At 40.6% G+C, this 23977-nt stretch carries 24 protein-coding genes, 1 other RNA gene and 1 riboswitch; of the genes, 21 read left to right on the forward strand and 4 right to left on the reverse strand.

The window, feature by feature from the left end; genetic code table 11:
- Positions 1-131: 131 nt before the first annotated feature.
- From MKY65_RS10795 to MKY65_RS10805, 3 genes are all read right to left on the reverse strand, one after another.
- Entirely contained in the window at positions 132-1145 is a 1014-nt protein-coding gene (locus tag MKY65_RS10795) for a cytochrome d ubiquinol oxidase subunit II (RefSeq protein ID WP_339184704.1), read from the reverse strand.
- Positions 1142-2485: a cytochrome ubiquinol oxidase subunit I gene (locus tag MKY65_RS10800; RefSeq protein ID WP_339184706.1), complete on the reverse strand. Its 1344-nt coding sequence runs from the start codon at positions 2483-2485 to the stop codon at positions 1142-1144. The genes MKY65_RS10795 and MKY65_RS10800 overlap by 4 nt, the downstream gene beginning before the upstream one ends.
- A 61-nt stretch (positions 2486-2546) precedes the next feature.
- The gene (locus MKY65_RS10805) at positions 2547-3311 is read right to left on the reverse strand and encodes an NRDE family protein (RefSeq protein WP_339184708.1); all 765 of its coding nucleotides are present in this window, start codon (positions 3309-3311) and stop codon (positions 2547-2549) included.
- A gap of 501 nt (positions 3312-3812) precedes the next feature.
- On the opposite strand from MKY65_RS10805, the gene proB reads away from it, so the two are divergent.
- Both proB and MKY65_RS10815 read left to right on the forward strand, forming a co-directional pair.
- Complete coding sequence (proB, locus tag MKY65_RS10810) at positions 3813-4931, forward strand: glutamate 5-kinase (protein ID WP_339184710.1); 1119 nt, start codon at positions 3813-3815, stop codon at positions 4929-4931.
- Positions 4928-6175: a glutamate-5-semialdehyde dehydrogenase gene (locus MKY65_RS10815; RefSeq protein ID WP_339184711.1), complete on the forward strand. Its 1248-nt coding sequence runs from the start codon at positions 4928-4930 to the stop codon at positions 6173-6175. The genes proB and MKY65_RS10815 overlap by 4 nt, the downstream gene beginning before the upstream one ends.
- A gap of 99 nt (positions 6176-6274) precedes the next feature.
- On the opposite strand, the gene MKY65_RS10820 is transcribed toward MKY65_RS10815, so the two are convergent.
- On the reverse strand, positions 6275-6481 hold the full coding sequence (locus MKY65_RS10820) for a hypothetical protein (RefSeq protein ID WP_339184712.1): 207 nt from the start codon (positions 6479-6481) through the stop codon (positions 6275-6277).
- Positions 6482-6641: 160 nt separating this feature from the next.
- Between MKY65_RS10820 and MKY65_RS10825 the strand changes: the two genes are divergently transcribed.
- The 19 genes from MKY65_RS10825 (at position 6642) to argJ (ending at position 23975) form a co-directional block, all read left to right on the forward strand.
- Positions 6642-7598 carry an MBL fold metallo-hydrolase gene (locus MKY65_RS10825; RefSeq protein ID WP_339184714.1) on the forward strand — a complete coding sequence of 319 codons (957 nt, stop codon included), beginning with the start codon at positions 6642-6644 and terminating at the stop codon, positions 7596-7598.
- A gap of 6 nt (positions 7599-7604) precedes the next feature.
- Complete coding sequence (locus tag MKY65_RS10830; protein ID WP_339184715.1) at positions 7605-8219, forward strand: 3'-5' exonuclease; 615 nt, start codon at positions 7605-7607, stop codon at positions 8217-8219.
- A gap of 134 nt (positions 8220-8353) precedes the next feature.
- Positions 8354-8541, forward strand: a non-coding RNA gene (gene ssrS, locus MKY65_RS10835) — 6S RNA.
- 199 nt (positions 8542-8740) lie between these two features.
- Entirely contained in the window at positions 8741-9490 is a 750-nt protein-coding gene (locus MKY65_RS10840) for a glucose 1-dehydrogenase (protein ID WP_339184717.1), read from the forward strand.
- Positions 9491-9669: 179 nt separating this feature from the next.
- Positions 9670-10044 carry a VOC family protein gene (locus MKY65_RS10845; RefSeq protein ID WP_339184719.1) on the forward strand — a complete coding sequence of 125 codons (375 nt, stop codon included), beginning with the start codon at positions 9670-9672 and terminating at the stop codon, positions 10042-10044.
- Positions 10045-10153: 109 nt separating this feature from the next.
- Positions 10154-10255, forward strand: a riboswitch (purine riboswitch).
- Between the two features lie 114 nt (positions 10256-10369).
- Positions 10370-10957: a xanthine phosphoribosyltransferase gene (locus tag MKY65_RS10850; RefSeq protein WP_339184721.1), complete on the forward strand. Its 588-nt coding sequence runs from the start codon at positions 10370-10372 to the stop codon at positions 10955-10957.
- Entirely contained in the window at positions 10954-12258 is a 1305-nt protein-coding gene (locus MKY65_RS10855; RefSeq protein ID WP_339184723.1) for a nucleobase:cation symporter-2 family protein, read from the forward strand. The genes MKY65_RS10850 and MKY65_RS10855 overlap by 4 nt, the downstream gene beginning before the upstream one ends.
- Before the next feature lie 243 nt (positions 12259-12501).
- Positions 12502-12900, forward strand: a complete 399-nt coding sequence (locus MKY65_RS10860) for a hypothetical protein (RefSeq protein ID WP_339184726.1) — start codon at positions 12502-12504, stop codon at positions 12898-12900.
- Positions 12900-13460, forward strand: coding sequence for a maltose acetyltransferase domain-containing protein (locus tag MKY65_RS10865; RefSeq protein ID WP_339184728.1), 561 nt, complete (start codon positions 12900-12902; stop codon positions 13458-13460). The genes MKY65_RS10860 and MKY65_RS10865 overlap by 1 nt, the downstream gene beginning before the upstream one ends.
- Before the next feature lie 51 nt (positions 13461-13511).
- Complete coding sequence (locus MKY65_RS10870) at positions 13512-14030, forward strand: DNA-deoxyinosine glycosylase (protein ID WP_339184730.1); 519 nt, start codon at positions 13512-13514, stop codon at positions 14028-14030.
- A gap of 17 nt (positions 14031-14047) precedes the next feature.
- Positions 14048-15121 (forward strand): sensor histidine kinase, encoded by a 1074-nt coding sequence (locus MKY65_RS10875; protein ID WP_339184732.1) that lies wholly within the window; start codon positions 14048-14050, stop codon positions 15119-15121.
- 28 nt (positions 15122-15149) lie between these two features.
- Entirely contained in the window at positions 15150-15788 is a 639-nt protein-coding gene (locus MKY65_RS10880; RefSeq protein ID WP_339184733.1) for a response regulator transcription factor, read from the forward strand.
- 112 nt (positions 15789-15900) lie between these two features.
- Entirely contained in the window at positions 15901-16716 is an 816-nt protein-coding gene (locus MKY65_RS10885; RefSeq protein ID WP_339184735.1) for a cytochrome c oxidase assembly protein, read from the forward strand.
- Between the two features lie 183 nt (positions 16717-16899).
- Positions 16900-17832: an ABC transporter ATP-binding protein gene (locus tag MKY65_RS10890; RefSeq protein ID WP_339184737.1), complete on the forward strand. Its 933-nt coding sequence runs from the start codon at positions 16900-16902 to the stop codon at positions 17830-17832.
- 12 nt (positions 17833-17844) lie between these two features.
- Positions 17845-19101, forward strand: coding sequence for an ABC transporter permease (locus MKY65_RS10895; protein ID WP_339184739.1), 1257 nt, complete (start codon positions 17845-17847; stop codon positions 19099-19101).
- The gene (locus tag MKY65_RS10900; protein ID WP_339184741.1) at positions 19098-20210 is read left to right on the forward strand and encodes an ABC transporter permease; all 1113 of its coding nucleotides are present in this window, start codon (positions 19098-19100) and stop codon (positions 20208-20210) included. The genes MKY65_RS10895 and MKY65_RS10900 overlap by 4 nt, the downstream gene beginning before the upstream one ends.
- Positions 20211-20388: 178 nt before the next feature.
- Entirely contained in the window at positions 20389-21357 is a 969-nt protein-coding gene (locus MKY65_RS10905) for an alpha/beta hydrolase (protein WP_339184742.1), read from the forward strand.
- Positions 21358-21680: 323 nt separating this feature from the next.
- Positions 21681-22718: an N-acetyl-gamma-glutamyl-phosphate reductase gene (gene argC, locus MKY65_RS10910; RefSeq protein ID WP_339184744.1), complete on the forward strand. Its 1038-nt coding sequence runs from the start codon at positions 21681-21683 to the stop codon at positions 22716-22718.
- Between the two features lie 36 nt (positions 22719-22754).
- Positions 22755-23975, forward strand: coding sequence for a bifunctional ornithine acetyltransferase/N-acetylglutamate synthase (argJ, locus tag MKY65_RS10915; protein ID WP_339184746.1), 1221 nt, complete (start codon positions 22755-22757; stop codon positions 23973-23975).
- Positions 23976-23977: the final 2 nt, after the last annotated feature.

The raw sequence follows: 23977 nt of genomic DNA on the forward strand, positions 1-23977 counted from the left end.
ATTAAAAAATCGGTTAGCTGAGGGCATTTGTGCATTATCTATCCTTAGCTGCAGCGACAAATGCTAAAACAATTGCTGCAATCAGGACGATGAAAGGAGCGATGAAAATCAGAAATTGGTTCAACATATTATCACTTCTTTCCTTTAATATAGTTTTTATCAAACAGGAATAGCTTTAACAATAAATACAGAGACGGAACTAAAAGCGCCATACCTAAGATAAAGACAACGATAAGCGAGATGGCCATTGCCGGATTGGTAAACCCTTCATGAATGCTGATATGAGGGTATAAAAGGTATGGATAATGGGCTATCCCGTAACCGAAGAAAGCAAAGGCAAATTGTCCGGTAAGCAGCCAAAATGCTATTCCATAATTTTTGCGCTTCCAAATCAGGATGACGGTCAATATCCATAACACAAAGGAAACGGCAAACATCCACCAGAGACTTAAGAGATTTGCAAAATGAGCTTCGTTATGGAAGTAAAGCTCGACAATTATTCCTGAAGCGGCAATAATCAAAGGAATGGACCAGCCTAATGCGTACTTTCTCATTAAGTTTGTTGCATCCATATCGCCTGTTTCATCTGCATACCAGGTTAAGAACACTGCTGATATATATAGCACAGCCACAATACTTAAAACAACAATGGACCAGGTTAACGGGCTGAAAAACAGGGCGCTGTAATCTAAGACCGGATTTCCATCCTCCATAAAGACAAAGCCGCCCTCCGAAATGGTCAGAACAATCGACAGGGAAGCCGGAATAAGCAACCCGGAAAGCCCGTACATAATGGCATATCCTTTATGCCCCTGTTTTCCGTAGGATTCAAATGCATAATAAGAACCCCGTATCGCCAGTAAAATCAGTGCCAAGCTGCCCGGAATCAGTAAAATGGTTCCGAAATAGTAAGCAGACTGCGGGAAGAAGCCGACGATTCCGACAAAGAAGAAGACAAAGAATACATTGGTAACTTCCCATACAGGTGACAGATAACGCTGAATAATTTTGGAAAGAATATGCTGCTTTCCGGTAACGATGCTGTAAGCGTTGAAAAATCCAGCACCGTAATCGATGGATCCGACAATGATATAACCAAATAAGAATAACCAGAGAACGGAAATACCGATAATTTCTAATATCATGATTCGTCACCACCTTGCATGCGTTCTAAATCCTTTTCGACCGGGTTTTTCCGGAACATATACGTTAATACAACAACCGTTCCGACACCCAGAATAAGGTAAAGGACGGCAAATAACACAAACATCCAGCCGACATAGTCACTTGTTGTAGCGGCTTCCTCTATGGTCATCAGCCCTCTTAAAATCCACGGCTGACGGCCGACTTCCGCCATCCACCAGCCGGCTTCAATAGCTAAGAAGGAGAGCGGTCCGCCTGCGACAATCAGCCAGCGGTACCATGATTTTTCGACGAAAGCCCATTTTCTCCTCATTCCAAACCAGTAAAGCAGAGATAAGGCAATCATAAACATCCCGATGGTGACCATCGTATCAAAGAAATAATGGATGACGAGCGGAGGCTGTTCTTCCGCCGGAAATTCCTCCAGACCGGTTACTTCTGAACTTGGGAAGCCATGCGCAAGAATACTCAAGGCATAAGGAATATGCAGGGCATAATTGGCTTCATTATTTTCATCTAATACGCCCCACATCACCAATGGTGCTTCCGTGCTTGTCTCAAAATGCCATTCTGCCGCAGCCAGCTTTTCAGGCTGATATTCTGCTAAGTATTTACCAGATAAATCGCCAATTAGAGCTGTAGCAATTGCAAAAATCAAACCAATCTTCATGGCCATATGCAACGATTTTTTATGATACTCCTGATTTTTCTTTTGAAGCAGCCGGAAAGCCGCAATCGCAGCGAACATAAAGGCAATCGTCATATAGGCTGTAGATAGCACATGAGCAACCTTTGTCGGCATGGACACAGTAAACATGGCCAGAACCGGATTCGCATTAACCAAATCTCCTCCAATGATATCAAAGCCTGCCGGGCTGTTCATAAATGAATTCACCACAGTGATAAAATAAGCTGACATGCCGCCGCCGACAGCTACCGGAATCAATAAAAGCAAGTGTTTTTTCGGATTATCAAAACGATCCCAGGTATATAAATAAATTCCTAAGAAAATCGCTTCAAAGAAAAAGGCGAACACTTCCATAAATAATGGCATCGCGATAATATTTCCTGCTAATTCCATAAAGCTCGGCCACAGCAGGGATAATTGAAGTCCGATAATGGTACCTGTTACTACTCCGACAGCAACGGTAACAACAAATCCTTTCGCCCAGCGTCTGGCCATCAGCAGGTAATGATTATCGTTATTTTTGATCCCGATCCACTGGGCAATCATAATCATCAAAGGAACACCGACACCGATTGTGGCATAAATAATATGAAATGATAATGTCAACAGCGTCAGCATCCGGCTGGCATACGCCGGATCTTCAAATAAGGTCATGGGTCAACCTCCTCTATGTATTTTTTTACTCTACTTTTTAACATTCCCTGTGTATGCAGTTTTAATCAGATTCAATCAAAAATTCATATTGCTGAAGTATTTCCTCCTTATCATACGTTTTTTCAATAAAAGTCAACTTGTTATGGTGATCGATGAGTACAATAGTGGATGCTCTGGTGCCATAATCAGGTGTTTCGATAAAGATGGAAGATAATGCTTTTTCTAAATCTGCACGAATCCCTGTCTGAGGAAGAAGTCCGCTGTCAGCTTGTGTTCTGTCTTGTAAGCTGTGTAATAAATCTTCTGTTTTCATTTCTGAGTGTGACTGGATATAATCCGTCAGTTCCTTTTTAGAATGTTCAACTTTGGGCCAGGGTGTATTCAGCGTATCATTACTTAATCCATAAACCCCTGCTTTTATCTTAGAACCCTGATTATACACATTATTATAGTGATACAATGTGTCCTTGTCACCGAAAAGAATGTTATATCCAGCATAGTTATGACGATTTTTTGAAAGCTGCTCTAAAAACAATTCCCCGTCAAAATTCTGTAACAAAAAATCTACCGGAAGCTCTCCACGGGAAAATGTTTTAGATGCTGGAAGAGAAGGGTCCCGATAATTGGTCACCGCTGCAAATTTCCCTTGCTTGGAAACGGCCAGCCAGGTTCCCAGCTGCAGCAAATCTCTGCCAGCCAGAATATCCGGCTTGTCATCCCAAAAAGCTGCCGGGAGCGCAGGTCTATGATAAAACTCATCCCGATTACTGAGTAAAATGAATTTATATTTTGGATGTGCATGATAGGCAAAGGTGATTAAGCACATGGAATAGATCCTCCTTTTTTCTTTCAATCTCGAATGAATAGCTTGTCTTCAGTATACTTTTCTGATATTTTAGAATCAATGTTATCGCATTCCCTGAAATAAAATGCGTTTCTCTATTGACAACGAGAAAAAATCTGATAATAATTAATATCAATACATCGAACGTTATGGAAGGACTAGTAAGTAAGCCGTCACAATGACAGAGATGGAATCAGAGGATGGAAGCAAATTTTAATTGCATCTGTCCAAAGCTGTGAGATTCCTCATTGTTGATTTACTGAACCTGCCTTTATCAGTCTTATGCAAAACATAAGCGTCTTCCGAGCGTTATCCCGGAATAAGTGAAATACGGTTGCCCAGGCGGGCGCAGTTAAAGAATCGTATTTAAGTTGTGGTGGTACCGCGGAAGTAAACTCTTTCGTCCCTTCTGTTTATAGGGGATGGAGGAGTTTTTTTATTTCCTGGTTAAAATGTTTTTAGAAAGTGAGAGGTGGAATGACAATGGCAGCAAAACGTATTGTCGTTAAAATAGGAAGCAGCTCGTTAACCAATACGCATGGGGAAATAGACCAACAGCAGCTGGAGGATCATGTCCATGCCCTCGCGCTGCTTCATCAGAATAATATGGAAGTGATTTTGGTTTCCTCGGGAGCAATTGCTGCAGGGTTTAAGCAGCTGGGCTATTCTTCAAGACCTGTTACGCAAAAAGGAAAGCAGGCTGCAGCAGCTGTAGGTCAGGGGCTTCTAATCCAGACCTATATGGAAAAACTAAAAGAATACGATATTACTGCTGCTCAAATCCTTTTGACCAGAAGTGATTTTTCCGATCAGGGGAGATATCGAAATGCTTATGCGACAATGGAAGAATTGCTGGAGCGGCGGGTCATCCCGGTTATCAATGAAAATGATACGATTGCCATTGACGAGCTTACGTTTGGAGATAACGATATGCTTTCTGCATTAGTAGGCGGTTTAATTCATGCGGACCATTTAATTCTTTTAACTGATATCAATGGCATATATGATAAAAATCCCGCTAGACACCCGGACGCAACACGCTACGACCATTTAATGAAGCTCAGCACAGAGCTGATTGCGCAGACAGACGCAACTGGATCCAAGGTAGGAACAGGCGGTATGAAGTCGAAGCTGATGGCTGCGAAAATGGCATCCTCCGTCGGTATTCCGGTATTTATTGGACGGGGTTACGGAAAAGAGAAGCTGGCAGCTATTTTAGAAGGGAAGGGTGACGGCACCTATATCGACAGCGAAAGAAAAGCGCATTTACCGGCGAATAAACAATGGATTTCACTGCATTCGGATTTAGATGGCCGGGTAGTAATAGATGAAGGGGCAGAAAAAGCCTTAATGTATCACGGCAGCAGCCTGCTTTCCCCGGGTATTACAGCGGTAGAGGGTTATTTTGTAAAAGGGGATGTTGTCGAGGTTTATGGAAAGTCCGCTTTATTAGGGAGAGGACAGGTAAAATGCTCCTCCGAAGAATTAGAAGCCGTTATGAAATTGCGTGAATCAGATTATATTCACGCTGTACCGACAATTGAAGTGATCCACCGTGACAAGTGGGTCTCATTCGAGACAATGAAAGGGGAATTATCATGAGTGAAGTAATCGAAAAAGGAAAGCTTGCTAAAAAAGCCAGTTATCAAATTGGAACATGCACGACAAAGGAAAAAAATGAAGCGTTATTAAAAATTGCCAATGGATTAAGAGAAAATGAAGAAGCGATTCTTGCAGCCAATCGATTGGATATCCAGGCTGGAAAAGAGAAAGGCTTATCTGCGTCACTGCTTGACCGTGTGGAATTAAATCACCAGCGTATTGCTGACATTGCGGATGCGATTCTGCAAATTATTGATTTAACTGATCCAATCGGTGAAATACTTGAAACGATTGAAAAGGATAATGGCTTAAAGATTGTTAATACACGTGTCCCAATCGGCGTCGTCGGCATGATTTACGAAGCAAGACCAAATGTCACTGTTGATGCAGCAACACTTGCTGTTAAAACAGGGAATGCCATTATCTTGCGAGGCAGCTCATCTGCGATTCATTCTAATCTGGCAATCGTCAAGGTCATTCATGAAGCGCTGGAAAACAGTGCCGTGATTCCTGATGCGATTCAATTAATAGAGGATACAAGCAGAGAAACCGCAAGTGAACTATTTCGATTAAACGCATATTTAGACGTGCTTATCCCGCGTGGAGGGAAAAACCTGATTGATACCGTTGTCAGAGAGTCGCGTGTTCCAGTAATCGAAACAGGGGCAGGAAACTGCCATGTTTTTGTAGATGAAACTGCAAATCCAGAGATGGCAAAAGAAATTACCTTAAATGCGAAACTGCAGCGCCCGTCTGTGTGTAATGCGATTGAGTCCCTCCTTATTCAATCCGATTGGTTTGATCAGCACGGAAATGAGTTAATTGCTTCTTTGATTGAACAAGGCGTTACAGTTCATGGCGATGCCCGTGTTGTAGAAAAGATACCTTTTGTACAAGAGGCGGCAGAGGAAGACTGGAGAACGGAGTATCTTGGTTTAGAAATCAGTGTGAAAATCGTAGCGGATGTGTATGAAGCAATTGATCATATTAATACGTATGGCACGAAACACTCAGAAGCAATTATTACAGAAACGGCAGCTCACGCTGAAATTTTCAAGCAAAAAGTAGATGCAACAACAGTGTACCATAATGCTTCTACGCGTTTTACGGATGGCTTTGAATTCGGGTTTGGTGCAGAAATCGGCATCAGCACACAAAAACTGCATGCGAGAGGGCCAATGGGCTTAAAAGCATTAACATCGAATAAATTTATTGTTTCCGGTGAAGGGCAAATTCGGGAATAAGAGATAAATGTAGAAGGGAGCGGTTTTCGCTCCCTTTCTTTTGTGAAGAACACTAAATTAAATATGCTAAAATGAACTGCTTATATTTGAATTTCAACATTATTTTTTACAGACCACTGGTGACCAAAGTCCTTCTTTTTCCAATGTAACACTTTCTTCTTCATGAAAGTTCTCCATACACTTTTCAATAATCAGCTCGTTTGCTTTATGATTGTTATTAATTTGAATAGCTAAAATACTGCCAACGGTAATAATCGTTGTACAAACGATTATTGCAAAGATAATATTCAATGTATCTTTTTTCAATTTTATCTGCTCCTTTCACCTTATTTAGACTACCAGTAATTGGTTATTCTTTAAAGGCTGGACATCAAGTCATTACCAATAGTCAGTATCTTTCAGTTTGCAAAAGCAGGAAATCGCGATAAAATAACAATATAAAGGATGCAGAAAAGAGAGGTTCGACATGCTGGAGCAAATAACAGATGACATTTACCGTCTTGTTGTCCGGTTTAAAGGGGCTATGGGAGAGGTAAACAGTTATCTTATCAAAGGCGACAATGGTTATACCGTGATTGATACAGGGATCCATGCACCAGAAACAAAAGCTTTATGGGAGCGTGTTCTAAGTAAGTATAAAATTGAAAAGCTTGTGCTGACACATACGCATGAGGATCATATCGGCTTAGCTCGCTGGTTTCAAGAAATCTATGAAATTCCTGTGTATGTGTCCAAACGCGGTTATGAAGAAATGCATAAGGGAAGAGATGCGAAAGCTCGTAAAAATCGAATAAAGCGTTTAATCAAAAAACATGGAGCTCCGCCGATTCCTTTAAAAATAAGAGATGAATCCCATATTTATAAATTTGAGCCGGATGGATTTTTTGAAGATAATGATGAAATAACACTTGGAAACCGGTCATACCAGACGATATGGACGCCTGGCCACGCACTTGATCATTATTGCTTCTATCAGCCGGAAACAGAAATCATGATTATTGGTGATCATGTATTAAACCATCTTTCCCCGGTAATCGGGTTATGGATGGGAGAGGAACACAATCCGCTGGAAGCTTATTTTGAAGCACTGGAGCTATTGAAGGGCTATCAGGTGCGCCGGGCATTGCCGGGGCATGGGGATATCATTGAAGACCTAAATGAACGGATAACAGATATATTCCAACGTCATGAAAAACGGCTGCAGCAATTATTAGAGCTGATGGAAGAGGAAGAAATGACTGCTTTTAAATTAACAACAAAAGCGTATGGTCCGATGAAAAGTCTTGCCTTTGCCAGTCAATTTATGGCGACCTTGACACGATTGATTTATTTAGAGGAACAGTCGAAAATAAACGTACAGACCAAAAAAGGGAAGAACTATTACGAACTCCCGGCCAAAGATTTACAAGCTATTAGGAGCTGATAACAGATGAAGTTTGCAGCAATTGATTTTGAAACAGCCAATGAAAAAAGAAACAGTGCCTGTTCGATAGGAGTCGTCCGATTTGATGAGCAGGAGATTTTGGATGAATATTATTCCTTGATAAACCCGCTTAGCGATTTTCGCAGTATGAATATCCGGATTCACGGCATTAGAGAGGATGATGTGCAGGACGCACCGACTTTCGAAGACCTGTGGCCTGCTCTGTATGAAAAGCTGGAAGGGCATATCATTGTAGCACATAATGCCAGTTTTGACATGAGTGTGCTGCGTCAATCTCTATTAAAATATGATTTAAGACATCATGATTTTGCTTCTTTATGCACTGTGAAAATCTCGCAGCGTGTATGGCCGCATTTAGAAAATCACCGCTTGCATACAGTAGCAGATTATCACGATATTCCATTGATCCATCACCATGCCCTAGAAGATGCAAAGGCTTCCGCATTCATTTTGATGAAGGCGTTGGAAGCTCAGCAGGATGGGGATGCGGAACACTTTTTAGAAAGATGGCTGGCGTCAAAAGCAAGTAAACGCCGAAGCTATCCCAAAGCAGGCTCTAAAAATAAGACAGGGCGGGGATCAACGAAGCTGTTTTTATAAAAAATAGAGTTTAATTTCACAGCAATTGATATCAGGTAATCAAAAAACGATGGTTACTTTTTAACTGTTTAAAAAGAAAAAATTAGGCTATCCTTATCATTGCTTTTTTTAGAAAAAAGGCGTATGATAAATTCTACAAGCTACATTGTTCGTATCAATAAAAGTTTTAACCTCTAATGTTGGAATAGGGAGTTTTACATCGAAATTGAAATGTCGAGCCGTCATAAAGGAATGGAAGACAGGAAGGTTTCTGCGGACACCCACTTTGCGAAGTGGTGGTTTAAAACTTTTTATTGCATGGTACGGCAAATGTGGCCTGTATACATAATTTATTATCCTATCCCGGCAGCGGCCTCGCTCCCGGGATTTTTTATAATTTTAAATAAGCTCTCTTTCATTAAGGTGAAAGAGAAAATTTGCATTGTCATTAGCATCAGTTTGGAAAAATGGTTATCTTTTTCCGACTTGGAAACAATACAATTTAATGAATTGAACTGAAGTACAGAAAGGATGTATTGGAAATGACAAGTCGATTTGATGGTAAGGTAGCGATTGTAACAGGCGCAGCAAGCGGGATTGGAAAAGCAACTGCGGTAAAATTTGCTGAACAGGGTGCCAAGGTGGTACTCTCTGATATGTCTGAGAAAGGGAGACAGCTGTCAGATGAACTCAATCATAAGGGACTGGAGACAACTTTTATCCAAACGGATGTGACGAATGAAGAGGATGTTCAAAAATTAGTGCAGGAAACAGTTGCTGCATATGGCCGTCTGGACATCGTTTTTGCAAATGCAGGAATCGGGAACAGCACGCTCCTGCATGAATTGTCTTTAAAGGATTGGCAGAAGGTAATCGACGTTAATTTAACAGGCGTATTTCTAACGAATAAATATGCGATTGAGCAAATGTTAAAACAAGAAAAGGGCGGCGCCATTGTAAATAACGATTCGATCCATGGCTTTGTCGGCAAAGCCGGGGTCAGCGCTTATGCAGCAGCAAAAGGAGGCGTAAAGCTGTTAACCCAGACAGCTACAGCAGAATATGCTGCGAAAGGAATTCGAATCAATAATGTCAATCCAGGCTATATTGATACACCATTACTCAAAGATGCGCCAGATGAAGCAAAACAAGATTTAATACGTCTTCATCCTATTGGCAGGCTCGGAAAACCAGAGGAAGTTGCCAATGCAGTGTTATTTTTAGCAAGTGAAGAAGCTTCTTTCATAACAGGAGCAAGCTTGTTGGTCGATGGCGGATATACAAGTATATAATTGGAATAAAAGTCTCCTGATGCAGGGAGATTTTTTCATTGGCAGATATCGGTTAAATTTACAGTTTCCATCCAATAAGTAAAACAAATACAAACAGATTCAAAAATACGATTTTTACTTTTCGCTTCTTCTTGCTATGCTTGATATAAAGCTTTCCATTTAAAGGAGGAAGAGTAATAATGACATTTCAATTAGAAAAATTAGATCATATTCAGCTGTCTGCACCAAAGGGTTCGGAGGAAACAGCGAAAAAGTTCTACCGTGATATTTTAGGGTTTGCAGAAGAAGAAAAACCGGAGTCGCTAAAGCCAAATGGGGGTGTCTGGTTTAGCGAAGGAGAAATCGCGCTTCATATTGGAATCGAGGAACCGTTTTCCCCTATGAAAAAAGCACATCCTGCTTTTAGTGTATCAAGAATCGACGCATTACAGACTTATTTAGAAAACGCCGGTATTTCGACAAAATGGGACAGTAAACTTCCGAATGCGCGAAGATTCTATGTCAAGGATCCATTCGGGAACAGGCTGGAATTCTTGGAGTGGGAAAATAAATAAGAAATTCATTTTTTTTAATCGGAATTATTAGAAAGATTTTAATTTTTCCCTTATGCTTGTTTTTGTGATTGTACGTGCTATACTATAGGCATTCTTTATTTTTTAACTCAACCCAAAAATGAATATTTTTCATATAATCGTGGGGATACGGCCTGCAAGTTTCTACCGGTTTACCGTAAATAAACTGACTATGGAAAAGTATTAAAAAGCTTGTATTATGTCTTAAAACAATGCACGCTTGCTTGATTATTCGACAAAAAGCTCGAAAATCTACTTTTCCCATGGTAGATTTTCGGGCTTTTTTATACTTTAGGAGGAATCATTCATGGATTTACTAAAAGAAAAAATTGTAACAGAAGGAAAAGTATTATCAGATAGCGTGTTAAAAGTAGATGCTTTTTTAAATCATCAAGTTGATCCTGTATTAATGCAGGAAATCGGGAAGGAATTCGCGAATCGATTCCGTGACAAAAGGATAACTAAAATTCTTACGCTGGAATCTTCAGGCATTGCTCCTGCGACGATGGCAGGGCTGGAGCTTGGTGTTCCGGTTATTTTTGCAAGAAAACGTCAATCGTTGACGTTAACAGATAATCTCTTAACTGCAGAGGTTTATTCTTTTACAAAACAGACGACAAGCAAGGTTTCTGTTTCCCATGATTTTATTAAAGAGGGCGACAACCTGCTGGTTATTGATGATTTCCTGGCTAATGGACAGGCAGCACTTGGATTAATAGATATTGCAAAGCAGGCAAAGGCAGACGTTGCCGGTATCGGTATCGTCATTGAAAAAGGCTTTCAAGAAGGCGGACAGGCGCTCCGTGAGAAAGGAATTAAAGTAGAATCGTTGGCTATTATCGATTCCTTAGAAAATAATCAGGTGGCTTTTAAAGAGGAGGCTCTCAGGCAATGAAAATGGCAGCATTAGGTTTCCAGCACCTATTAGCAATGTATGCCGGAGCAATTTTAGTTCCGCTGATTGTCGGGGATGCTCTCGGACTGAGTACAGAGCAATTAACGTACTTGGTAGCAATTGATATTTTAATGTGCGGTGTGGCGACACTGCTGCAAGTATTAAACAGCAAATTTATCGGTATCGGACTTCCGGTTGTCTTAGGGTGTACCTTTACTGCAGTTGCTCCTATGATTGCTATCGGCGGACAGTATGGCATCACGGCGATATACGGTGCGATTATTGTATCCGGGTTATTTGTAGTCGTCGTGAGCGGATTTTTTGGAAAGCTGGTCCGCTTTTTTCCGCCGGTCGTTACCGGCTCCGTTGTAACAATTATCGGAATTACCTTGATTCCTGTAGCCATTAATAATCTGGGCGGCGGAGAAGGAGCAGGAGATTTCGGATCAACTGCGCATATCGCGCTTGGATTTGGAACATTATTATTTATTATTTTAATGTACCGGTTTACAACAGGATTTTTAAAATCCATTTCCATCCTGATTGGTTTAGGTGCAGGAACGATTGCAGCTGCATTTATGGGAAGAGTTGATTTTTCAGCTGTTGCAGAGGCTTCTTATTTCCATATGGTTCATCCATTTTACTTTGGGACACCGACCTTTGAATGGTCGGCAATTATTACAATGATTTTAGTTGCGATGGTGTCACTGGTCGAATCAACAGGTGTTTATTTTGCATTAGGTGATATTACGGATAAAAAATTAAATGAAAAAGATTTATCCAGAGGATATCGTGCAGAAGGATTAGCGATTTTCCTTGGAGGAATCTTTAACGCATTTCAGTACACAGCCTTTTCTCAAAATGTCGGTTTGATGCAGATGACAGGTGTGAAAAAAAGACGTGTCATTGTGATTACCGGGGTGATGCTGGTTGTATTAGGATTTGTCCCTAAGATTGCTGCCGTGACAACGATTATTCCGACCTCTGTGCTGGGCGGAGCGATGTTAGCGATGTTTGGAATGGTTGTTGCACAAGGCATAAAAATGCTTGGTGCTGTAATATCGGAGTCGCCGGAGAATTCTATGATTATTGCTTGTTCGATTGGAATGGGTCTCGGTGTAACAGTCGTACCGGAATTATTTGATGTACTTCCGAACTCACTGCAAATTTTAACCAGCAACGGCATTGTTGCAGGAAGTGTTACAGCGATTGTATTAAATATAATTTTCAATATGACACCGCGGCGTAAAAAAGAAAAGCAGGTTACTGGAACAAGAGAGCTTGCTGAAGAAGTATCTTAAATAAGCATTGAAACTGTCACTTCGGTGGCAGTTTTTTATTGTTGTTTCAAAGATTACTGGAATTCAAGACCGGGTTACGCTAAAATCGAAGTATATATTTTCATGTATTTTAAGAAAGTATAGAGAATTTAAGGAAGAAAGTATGTTGGATATGATATGAAGCGTATAAGGGATGCTAAAAAAGTAAAAATACGATTTCAACGCTCCCTGTAATCTTAAAAAATGGAAGGAGGAGTCATAGGGATGACTGATTTATCAAACAGCACACTCCTTATCTACGGGCTGGTTATATCAGCTGCATTGATAATTGGTATTATTCAGTGGGTGAGAAGACGATTTGAAGTGTTGGCTGTTCTAGCTATTATTTTATCTCTGTTATTACCGCTTGCGGGCTTTCTATATAGTATTAATCGTCCAGAGGGTATGAATGAAATCGCATATATATGGCAGCAGGCCAGAGGAAGAAGCGGTATAGGTGTCTTTCTCTTATTAGGGCATCTGTATATCCTTTTTTGGGTCTTATTTGGTGCAGAATTTAAACGGCTATATGAGTTTCTGTTCCCTAAAGTAAAAAGAATCATTCAATGGGTTAAAAACCGTATTCAGAAGCAGGACAAAAACAAAATGAAAGAGGAGATGTAATGACAACAGAAAAAGAGAAGATGCAGGCAGGGGAAATATATAATCCGGGAGATAGTGAATTAGTAAAGGACCGGCTGCATGTCAGAAAGATGATGCGTTATTATAACGGGCTGACAGAGGATGATACGGTAAGACGGACAAGCTGTCTGAAAGAAATATTTGGCTCAACAGGGGGATCCCTGTTTATTGAACCTGATTTTCATTGTGATTATGGTTATAACATTCATGTCGGGGAAAACTTTTATGCAAACTTTAACTGTGTTATGTTAGATGTTTGCCCGATTCGAATCGGCGACAATTGCATGCTGGCTCCAGGTGTACATATTTATACTGCAACGCATCCGATCAATCCGGTAGAGCGTAATTCCGGAAAAGAATTTGGTAAGGCAGTAACCATAGGTGATAATGTATGGATTGGCGGCGGGGCAATAATTAACCCTGGTGTAACGATTGGTGATAATGCAGTAATTGCTTCCGGTTCTGTCGTGACTAAGGATGTTCCTGCAAACGTTGTTTACGGAGGAAATCCGGCTATGTTTATTAAAAGTGTAGAATTGTAAGGATGTGTTTATTAAACAATCTCTTTAAAACAGTATTCAGCGGGGAGGGCTATGATGGATAAGCTTCAATCATTTGCGCCGGTTATCGGGGATCAGCCTAAAGTGCTGATTGTCGGTTCCATGCCGAGTAAAAAGTCATTAAAAGAACAAGAATACTATGGAAATCCCAGAAATCATTTCTGGCCGATTATGTATCATATTTTAAATGAAAAAGCCGTAGAGACGTATTCTGAAAAATTACATTTAATGAAGAAGTATCACTTGGCGTTATGGGATACTGTCGGCTATTGTTATCGGCAAGGGAGCCTGGATATGCATATTCAAGAAGAAGAACCTAATGATATTGCAGGACTTTTAAAGGCATATCCTTCTATTCAGCTGATCGCTTGTAATGGAACAAAAGCATATCAAATGTTTCAGAAGTTTATCGCTCCGGTGCTCCAGCAGGAAGTCGATGTGATAAAGCTTCCTTCTACAAGTCCTATTCCTGGAAAATATAATAAAACATTTGAAGAGAAGATAGAAGCGTGGCGTGTAGTTACTACCTATTTAGAAGATATAAGGTCGTAAATCCAGAGGGGGACAGAATGAAACAATTTTGGCTGCAATTTCTGCTTTTTTCAATATTATGGGTTGGATTACTCTTATTTAACAGTACATTTATCCCTTATCATTTCTTTTTATTTGCACTGAGTCTGGCTTTTTTCTTTCTCTTATCGTTTCGAACGAAGGAGTTGTATCTTTTCTTAGGCAATATCATTGTTATTCTATGTGCCGGTTTCTTTTTCACAGATAATGTTTTATTTTCTATCAGTTTAATATGGTTTTTGCTGGTATTAGCTGCCAGACAGGTAGAAACACAAGCATATTATACGCTGTCAGCTGCAGCAATAGCAGCGTGTATGTTCTTTTCTTTTTTTTCATCGATTTCGCTTGAATTATTTCTTGGAAGTATTTTTATTTTGGCAATAAGTATTCTCCTGCATCAGCAATGGAGTCATAACCAGTATTATAAGCATTTATACGAGGAGTTGAATGATTCCTACAGGCAGCTGAAACGGCAGCATGTGGATGCGGAGAAAAATGCAAAAACAGAGGAAAGAGCACGTATCGCCAGAGATATGCATGATTCTGTCGGACATCATTTGACCGCATTAATGATGCAGATAGAAATGCTGTCGATTCAATATCCGGATTTGAAAACAGGACAGATGAAGGAATTGGCAAACAGAAGCCTGGAGGAAACGAGAGATGCTGTCAAAGCTTTAAAAGTGGAGGAATCGGAAGGAATCGCAACGGTTGTCCAGCTGATTCGGAAATTAGAAAGTGAGAGTCATTTGAATGTGCATTTCACGATGAAGAAAGGGGTTTTATCCGTGCCGATTTCTAATGCTAAAAGTGTTGTTCTTTATCGGGTGATTCAGGAAGGGATTACCAATGCCATGCGCCATGCCAACAGCCGTGAGGTTTTTGTAACTTTAAGTAAATCTGCAGATCAGGCAATCCATTTTGAAATCAGTAATAAAATACATCAAGTAAAAGCATATGAACCGGGATTTGGACTAACAAATATGCAAAGTCGTGTGGAGGAATTCGATGGGAAATTAGAGATTCTTCAGTTACCTGATAAGTTTGTTTTATCAGGAAGGATTCCCAGCTGATATTGATGACGGAAGGAGATGATAATGTATGTTCCACGTGATGCTTGTAGAGGATCAGGAAATCGTACGTCAAGGACTGCGTATGATTCTGGAACAGGATGAACAGATTCGTGTAAGCTGCGAAGCAAGTAATGGATTCGAAGCGATGGAAAAGATGAGCGCGCATCGTGTTGACATTGTTTTTATGGACATCCGGATGCCGGATATGAATGGTATTGAGGCGACTAGGAAAATAAAAGAACAGTGGCCGGATGTGCCTGTTCTCATTCTGACCACCTTTAATGACGATGAATATGCTCTGGAAGCACTGAATGAAGGAGCAAGCGGTTTTTTATTGAAAACCTCTGACGGCAAAAAGCTTATCGAAGCGGTATACAGTGTTATGAAGGGCGGCTTGGTGCTGCATGATGAGGTGACCGCGAAAGTAATGCCGAGATTGTTAAAGCAATCTAAGAAAACAAGCGCTGCAGCAAATATTGAGCTAACAGAAAGGGAAAGAGCAATTATTCAGAAGGTTGGACAGGGAAAAACGAATAAAGAAATCGCTGCTGAATTGTATCTTTCTATAGGGACGATAAAAAATCATATTTCTGTTATTCTGCAAAAGACTGATTTACGTGACCGGACGCAGCTCGCTATCTATGCGGTTACTCATGATATTTCTTAAAAAGGAAGTTTCAAGAACGAATGTCAAGAAATTGTACGAATTCCCTGCTGTAGTCCGCCGTTACATAATTTAAAATAGAAGTAACCTTAAATAAAAGTTTGGTGAAGAAGAGATGATTGCAATATTTTTAGATGAATTTCATTTTTCAACCCTGTGGAATGGCGGAATCTTTTTGTTTTGTGCATTTATGATTGTTTGTTATTTTTTTATGATTCCTTCCAAGGGAAAGAGCGGTATGCTTTATATTATCTCTTTTCTCTTCGGCATGGTTGTCTTATTTTTGTCTGTGGGAAGTCCATTAAATATTATTGGCAGGCTGACCTTGCAGGCACATATGTATCAAATTGTCGGTTTACTTTTTGTTGCGGCTCCCTTGCTTGTTATTGGATGGAGGCCAAAATCGTGGATCAGTGAAAAAATCAGCTGGATACAAAGCGCACTTGCTTATTTCCGGAAGCCTGCAGTAGCTATTACCCTGCTGACGGTCTTTTTTTACGGTTATCATTTGCCATTTATGTTTGATATTGCCCGAATAGAGCTGTACTGGAATCATTTCTTTATGATGTGTCTGTTTTTGGCTGCATTGAATTTCTGGGCTGCATTTTTCTATTATTGGCTGAATAATCGTGTCAGATGGTATGCAACGGCCGTTCAAATATCTGCATTCTTACCCTATTGCTTTTATGGTCTTTTAGCAGGTACAGGCATTTATCAAACCTACAAGGATCCGGCTGTCTTTTTAGAATCATTACGGGTCTGTATCCCGGTCGATTTGCAAATGCCGGATGAATTCTATATTGGTTTTCTGCCTTTTGACCCGGTTTATGAGCAGCAGATGGGAATTTTGATTTTTCTGTTCAGCATCGCACTCGTATTCGTTATTACGCTGGTTTGGTCTCAAAGGCAATTTAAAAATGAAAAAGGATGAATTACCTAATGACAGCAGAGCTGAAAATCAGTTCTGCTGTTTTTGTGTTAAGCAAGGAAAGAAGAAGTGTTGGATGAAAAAAATGACTGGAGTCACTTTTTTCCATCCGATTAGTGACGGAGGAAAGTGTTGCTTTGCTCGGGAAGACGATAAAATATAAGTAGATTTGACAGGAGGGCTAACATGCTGGAATTAGTTGATATTTCAAAGCGTTTTAAAAAAATAGAAGCAGTAAAGGCATTAAATATGTTTATTGAACAGGGAGAAATCGTCGGTCTGCTCGGTCCGAACGGAGCTGGTAAATCAACGGCTATTTCTATCCTTTCTACATTGATTGAGCCGACACAGGGAGACGTCCGGTTTTTGAAAAAGTCTGTCATTAAAAAGCCATCTCCATTACGGAAAGCCATTGGGGTCGTACCGCAGGAAATCGCACTTTATCCGCAGTTATCGGCGGAAGAAAACCTGCTTTTCTTTGGAAGAATTTATCGTTTGAAGGGCTCAAATTTAAAACAGCGGGTGAATGAGATTTTAGAGCAAATTGGTTTAACAGAGAAGCGAAAAGCGTTGGTAGAGTCTTTTTCCGGAGGGATGAAAAGAAGGTTGAATATTGGGGTGGCTATGCTCCACAGCCCTAAAATTTTAATTATGGATGAACCGACTGTCGGCATCGACCCGCAATCAAGAAGCTATATTTTGGAGACTGTCAAACGTTTGAACAAAGAAAATCAAATGACGGTCGTCTATACAAGCCATTACATGGAAGAAGTAGATTATCTGTGTGACCGTATTTATATTATGGATCAGGGGAATTTAATTGCTTCTGGGACGAAGGAGGAAATCAAGCAGATTCTTTCTTCCGAAAATACGATTTCAATCCAGGCTGACCATTGGAGTGAAGCATTTATTGCCCATTTGAAGGAGCATGAATCCGTGACAAATGTGCATGTGGAAGAAAAAGAGATTACATTAATTACGCCAAAGGAAGTCAATTTGTTTTCTGAAATTATTTCGATGACGGAGAAATATGCTATTTCTTTACGCTCGCTGCATGTGAAGTCCCCGACGCTGGAGGATGTATTCCTGCACTTAACCGGAAGAGCATTACGTGATTAGAGGAGGACGGCTATGATATTTCAACTAGTTAAAAAACAATTGCTCCTGCTATGGCGTAATCCTGTCCAGATTTTCTTACTTCTGGGGTTGCCGATTATACTCATTCTTATTTTAAGCTTTGCATTGGCAGGGTTTATGGAAAGCGGCAGTCCAAAGCTTGAATTAAAAGTAGCCTGGCTGGAGCATCAAGATGAAGCGGATCAGGTTGAGCGATTTATCAATGAAATGGAAGCAATTGGTGCGCCGGCAGAGGCGTTTGGTGACAGCGAAGACCTGCAGATGGTTACAATGCTCCGGGAGGATATTTTTCAAGGAGAAGATTTGCAGGAAATGATTGAATTAGAGGTCATACAGGAAGAGGAAAAAGCAGATGTGCTGGCGGATGATTCCTTTTCCGGTTTAATCGAAGTACCAGAAAATTTCACCTATGATATGCTGCAGGCTATCTCAGGACAGGGCACTGCCAAACCAGATTTAACGCTGCATGTCAATCAGGAGGATGGAATCTATTCATCTGTCTTATCACAAATTTTGGAGCAATTTGATGAGAATCTGACAACACAGGCTTTTCTGCAGGAAAATGATTTGGCTGTAGATATAGATGAGATGCAGGCTGTCACAAACGTCGGTGAGCAGACACAAATTGAACAGCAGGATCCGATTTCCTCTCGTGATTATTATACGGTTGCCATGGCAGTTTTTACCGGGTTATATGTTGCTTCTACCATTGGTTTCTTTGCAACCAGAGAAAGGCAGGATCAGGTGTTTGACCGTATTATTGTCGGTGATATGCCGAGATGGATGTACTTCTTCAGCATCCTGATTTCTGGTATGATTATTGCCTTTATTCAGCTAATGATTATTTTTGGTTTTTCTTATTTTGTTTTCCAAGTCGCGTTTCATGATGTGCTGGCATTTTTGTTAACTACCTTTTCCTATGCTGTTGCTGTAGGCGGGATCACCGTACTATTAACAGCTATCAGCTATCGTTTTAAATCAGATGCGATTGTTGGCTTTTTCTCAGGGGTCGTTACTTCTATTTTTGCATTTATCGGAGGGAGCTTTTTCCCGATTGGAGAATTATCAGAAATGATTCAGCGTATCGGTAATATGACACCGAATGGCTCTGGATTAAGTGCTTATATCCAGTTACTCCAAGGAAGCGGCATAAAGGACATTTCAAATTATCTTATCTACATGATTGGTTTTGGTGCTCTGATGATTATAGTTGCTGCAATAAGCTTTCCAAAAAGGGGGTCGACACGATGAAAGGCATATTATTAGCACGGATAAGGGAGTTTATTCGTAATCCATTTACTTTTCTCCTTTTTACAGGAATGTCGATTGTGTTTGCCTGGGTTATTTCTTCTTTAAATGTAGGGGAAGGAGGCGGCGGAATTCCAGTTCCTGTCTATGTGGAAGACGGAGCAAGTGATTACCAGCATTCTCTGGAGGAGCAGGAAGCCTTTCGTTTTTATGAAGTTGATAAAGAAGCATTGCAAGAAGAGTTAAGGGAAGGGGATGCAGATACGGGCGTTATCTTATCTGTGGATCGTTTTGATATTTTAGTAGGCGTAGAATCTCCCAATGCAGGTCTGATCCAACAGACGGTCCAGGAAGTATATACAACAGATATGCAAGAGGCATTAATCCGGGAGGCAGCAGACGCAGAAGGAATGGAAGCGGGTCAAGTCGTTTCATCCTACCAGGAAGCTGCCTCGGAAGGTACATTTGACTTGTCGGTACACAGCTTTTCAGGAGAGGAATCCTGGCAATATGATGATAATGTACATCGTGTGGGCGGCTTTGCATTATTTTTTGCGATTTATACCATCGCATATGGGGTAGTCAAAATCCTGACAGAAAAAAGAATGGGTGTCTGGGACCGGATGATTTTATCGCCAATCAAGAAATCAGAAATGTATATTGCGAACCTGTTTTACAGTTTTATAGAAGGCTATCTGCAAATTATAATTATTTTTAGTTTCTTCTATTTCTGGCGGGGGATTACCTTTAATGATCGAATGATTGAAATTTTACTGATGCTGATTCCATATGCTTTAGCTATTGTTGCTATGTCTATTTTGATTACAGCACTTGTTAAAAATGTGGAGCAGTTTAATGCAGCGATCAGTATTATTACAGTAAGTTTAGCCATGATTGGCGGCGCATTTTGGCCGTTAGAAATTGTCAGCAATCCTGTCCTGCTGTTTTTAGCAAATTTGAATCCAATCAAATACGGTTTAGATATTATTCAGGGAGCAGCAGTTTACGGCTATTCCTTTACAGAGCTCCTGCAGCCGATCAGTATTTTAACATTGATGACTGTCTTATTTACCGGACTAGGCATTCATTTAATGGAAAGACGACATATTTAATCAGACAGCATGTGTAAAACGTATAAGGCTTTGTGCGCTGGCAAAGCCTTATACGTTTATTTGTATATGTACGATTAAACAAATTTCCTGACTTTCTCCCATAACTTGGATTATATACTTTAGGGAATTTCTAGTATAATAGGTAGTTAGAATGTTAGATAGAAAAGAGGGTCAGGGTGTGAAGAAAAAGAAGAAATGGATTTGGATTATTTTAGGAGTTGTGCTGATACTCCTTATTATAAATTTTGCTGCTGCGATTTTCTTTTATAACCTCGCCATTGAAAGGAATGTAAAAGATTTTCTAAATGATAATGATGACCTGGAAGTGGAAGCAGAAACACTGGATATTTTATTAGAAGGTGATTGGCGGGATTGGTCGGATGAACAGCCGTTTGAAACTTGGCATCAGATTTCCTATGATAACCTTGATTTACAAGGATATTATCTGGAAGCAGAACAGCCTACGAATAAAGTGGTTATCTTTGCCCATGGCTATTTGGGGCGCGGAAAAGATATGGCTTTATACGGACAGCATTATTATGAGGATTTAGGATATAACATTTTTACAGCAGATATGCGCGGACATGGAGAGAGTGAAGGAGATTATATCGGCTTTGGCTGGCATGACCGTTTAGATCTGCTCGATTGGATTGATAAAGTAATGGAACGTGTCGGTGATGATGCTGAAATTGTGCTGCATGGTGTTTCCATGGGAGGATCCTCTGTTTTAATGGCAAGCGGGGAGGAATTGCCGCCAAATGTGAAAGCTGTTGTCGCAGATGCTTCCTATACAGATGTCAATGAATTATTCTCTTACCAAATTGACCGGATGTTCCATTTGCCTTCCTTTCCGTTTATCCCATCTACCAGTCTCGTAACACAGCTGCGCGCCGGTTACGGGCTGAAGGAAGCCTCTGCTTTAGATCAAGTTGCAAAAGCGGAAGTTCCGATTTTATATATTCATGGAAAAGAAGATGTCTTTGTGCCGACTGAGATGACAGAGGAGCTCTATGAAAATACCAAAAGTGAAAAGGAGCTTCTGCTTGTGGATGAGGCGAGCCACGGGGAGTCCTATGTAAAAGATGAGGAATTATATAAGGAAACATTGGATGATTTTCTGGAACGGTTTGTGCGGGAAGCTGAATGAGGATGCAGGAGGACTGCATAAATTTTTTCTGTTAGAAACAAGAGAAAATAACAGGAATCTGAGTTGAGATACTACGAAACTTGATTTAAGGATGCTTCAAAAACTCCGATATACAAAGGTTTGGATACCATTTATATAAGATGTGTGATAAGAAAAAGACATTGATCATAAAGCCTGGTCAGTGTCTTTTTTTATTCATATATTATACAAGTAAACAATTAATTTGAAGAAATTTAATTAATATTTATAAATTCCCTTGCATAAACATACATAAAAATTTATAATAATGAATAATTCATTTTTCAGACAAGGGAGAGAGTGTTTTGAAGAAAGCAGCAATTATTGGCGGAACCGGGTATGGGGCGATCGAGCTTATCCGGCTTCTCCAATCACATAAAGAAATCGAGATTACTAAAATTATATCACAATCACAGGCAGGAGAGGAGTTATCAGCTACTTATCCGCATTTAAACGGTATTATTACGAAAGAGATGGAAGCATTAAATACCGAGGAGTTAGAAAAAGAGATTGATATTTTATTTTTAGCAACTCCAGCTGGTGTCGCTAAAAATATTATTCCTTCTTTCCAAGATACCTCCGTTCAATGTATCGATTTATCTGGCGACTTCCGGCTTACTTCAGAGGAATATAAGGAATGGTATGGAAAAGAACCTGCTTCTGCAGATGTGCTGGAGAAAGCAGTATTTGGACTCAGTGATATTTTTACAGAGGAAATCAAATCAGCGTCGATTATTTCTAACCCGGGCTGTTTCCCGACTGCTGCTTTATCCGCATTAATCCCGCTTATTGATGGGAATAAAATTCAGACAGAGGGTATTCGCATCGATGCGAAAACAGGGATTTCCGGAGCTGGAAAAGGTTTAAGTGAAAAAGCCCATTTCTCTTCAGCAAATGAAAATGTTGTTCCATATAAAATTGGCCAGCATCAGCATATCCCGGAGATTGAACGTTATGCATCCCAATTTGCAGATAATGATGTAAAGGTTTCTTTTACAACGCATTTGATTCCAATGACAAGAGGGCTGTTATGCACAATATATGCAGATTTGAAAAGTCAGGAAACCACCGCCTCCATTTTAGATTATCTACAGGAATACTATCAGGAGAAATCCTTTGTCCGTATTTTGCCAGAAGGTCATTTTCCGGCAACAAAAGGGGTAACGGGCAGTAATTACTGTGATATTGGAGCGTATGTAGACGAGCGGACAAACAGCATTGTGATAGCGTCGGCGATTGATAATTTAGTAAAAGGAGCGGCTGGCCAGGCAATTCATAATGCTAATCTGATGAACGGATGGGATGAGACAATGGGATTGGAGTTTATTCCAGTATTTCCATAATCTAAAAGAGAACAACTTTGAGGAGGAAAACCATAGGTGGAACATACATTATCGAAGTCATTTAAAATTTTAGAAAATGCACATATTGATCAGCCTAAAGGATTTACTGCAGGAGGCATACACGCAGGGCTGCGGAAATCTAAGCGTGATTTCGGCTGGCTTTATTCCGATGTACCAGCAAATGCCGCGGGAGTGTATACGCAGAATACATTTCAGGCAGCCCCGCTGGATGTAACACAGCAGGCACTAAAGCATTCCGGCCAGCTGCAGGCAGTCGTTGTCAATTCTGCTAATGCCAATTCGTATACAGGTGAACAAGGCTATCAGGATGCGTTAGAAATGCAGCAGCTTACAGCCGAAAAAATAGGAATTGACTCTTCCTTAGTCGCTGTCGCCTCCACAGGAGTCATTGGCGAGATGCTGCCAATGGATGTTATTAAAGGGGCTATCGCCCGTATTGGGGAGAGCGAAGCAGCTGCTGATTTTGAACATGCCATTTTAACAACGGATACGAAAACGAAGCATATTGCTGTCGAGGTTGAAATAAATGGAAAAGTTATCACCATTGCGGGCGCTGCAAAAGGATCAGGTATGATTCATCCGAATATGGCGACCATGCTTTCCTTTATTGCAACCGATGCAAATGTAGAAACGGAAAGCCTTCAGCAGGGATTAAGACAAACAACCGATCAGTCCTTTAATCGTATTACAGTGGACGGAGACAGCAGCACAAATGACATGGTACTTATCTTAGCCAATGGAATGCAGAATAATGAAACGCTTCATCCGCAGCATCCAGAATGGCATCAATTTATGGAAGCATGGCAATTCGTCAGCCGGGAGCTTGCAAAAATGATAGCTAAGGACGGAGAGGGAGCAACCAAGCTGGTTGAAGTAAGTATAGAAGGGGCCAAATCGGAGCAGGAAGCGGCGCAGATGGCAAAAGCAGTGATTGGCTCCAGTCTGGTGAAAACAGCAATTTATGGTGAAGATGCCAACTGGGGGAGAATTATCAGTGCACTTGGCGCAAGCGGCGTAGCATTTGATAAACAGGGGCTATCGCTTGCAATTGGCTCAGAGCAGATTATTAAGGAAGGGCAGCTGCTTTCCTTCCATGAACCGAATTGTGTAGAGGAATTGGTTAAAGATACGGTTCACCTTTTTATCGGGTTAACAGACGGCGTGGAGAAAGCAACTGTCTGGGGCTGTGATTTAACCTATGATTACGTACAAATCAACGCATCCTATCGAACGTGAGG

Origin of the sequence: Oceanobacillus sp. FSL W7-1293 (genome assembly GCF_037969815.1) — a bacterium.
Classification (GTDB): Bacteria; Bacillota; Bacilli; order Bacillales; family Amphibacillaceae; genus Oceanobacillus; species Oceanobacillus oncorhynchi.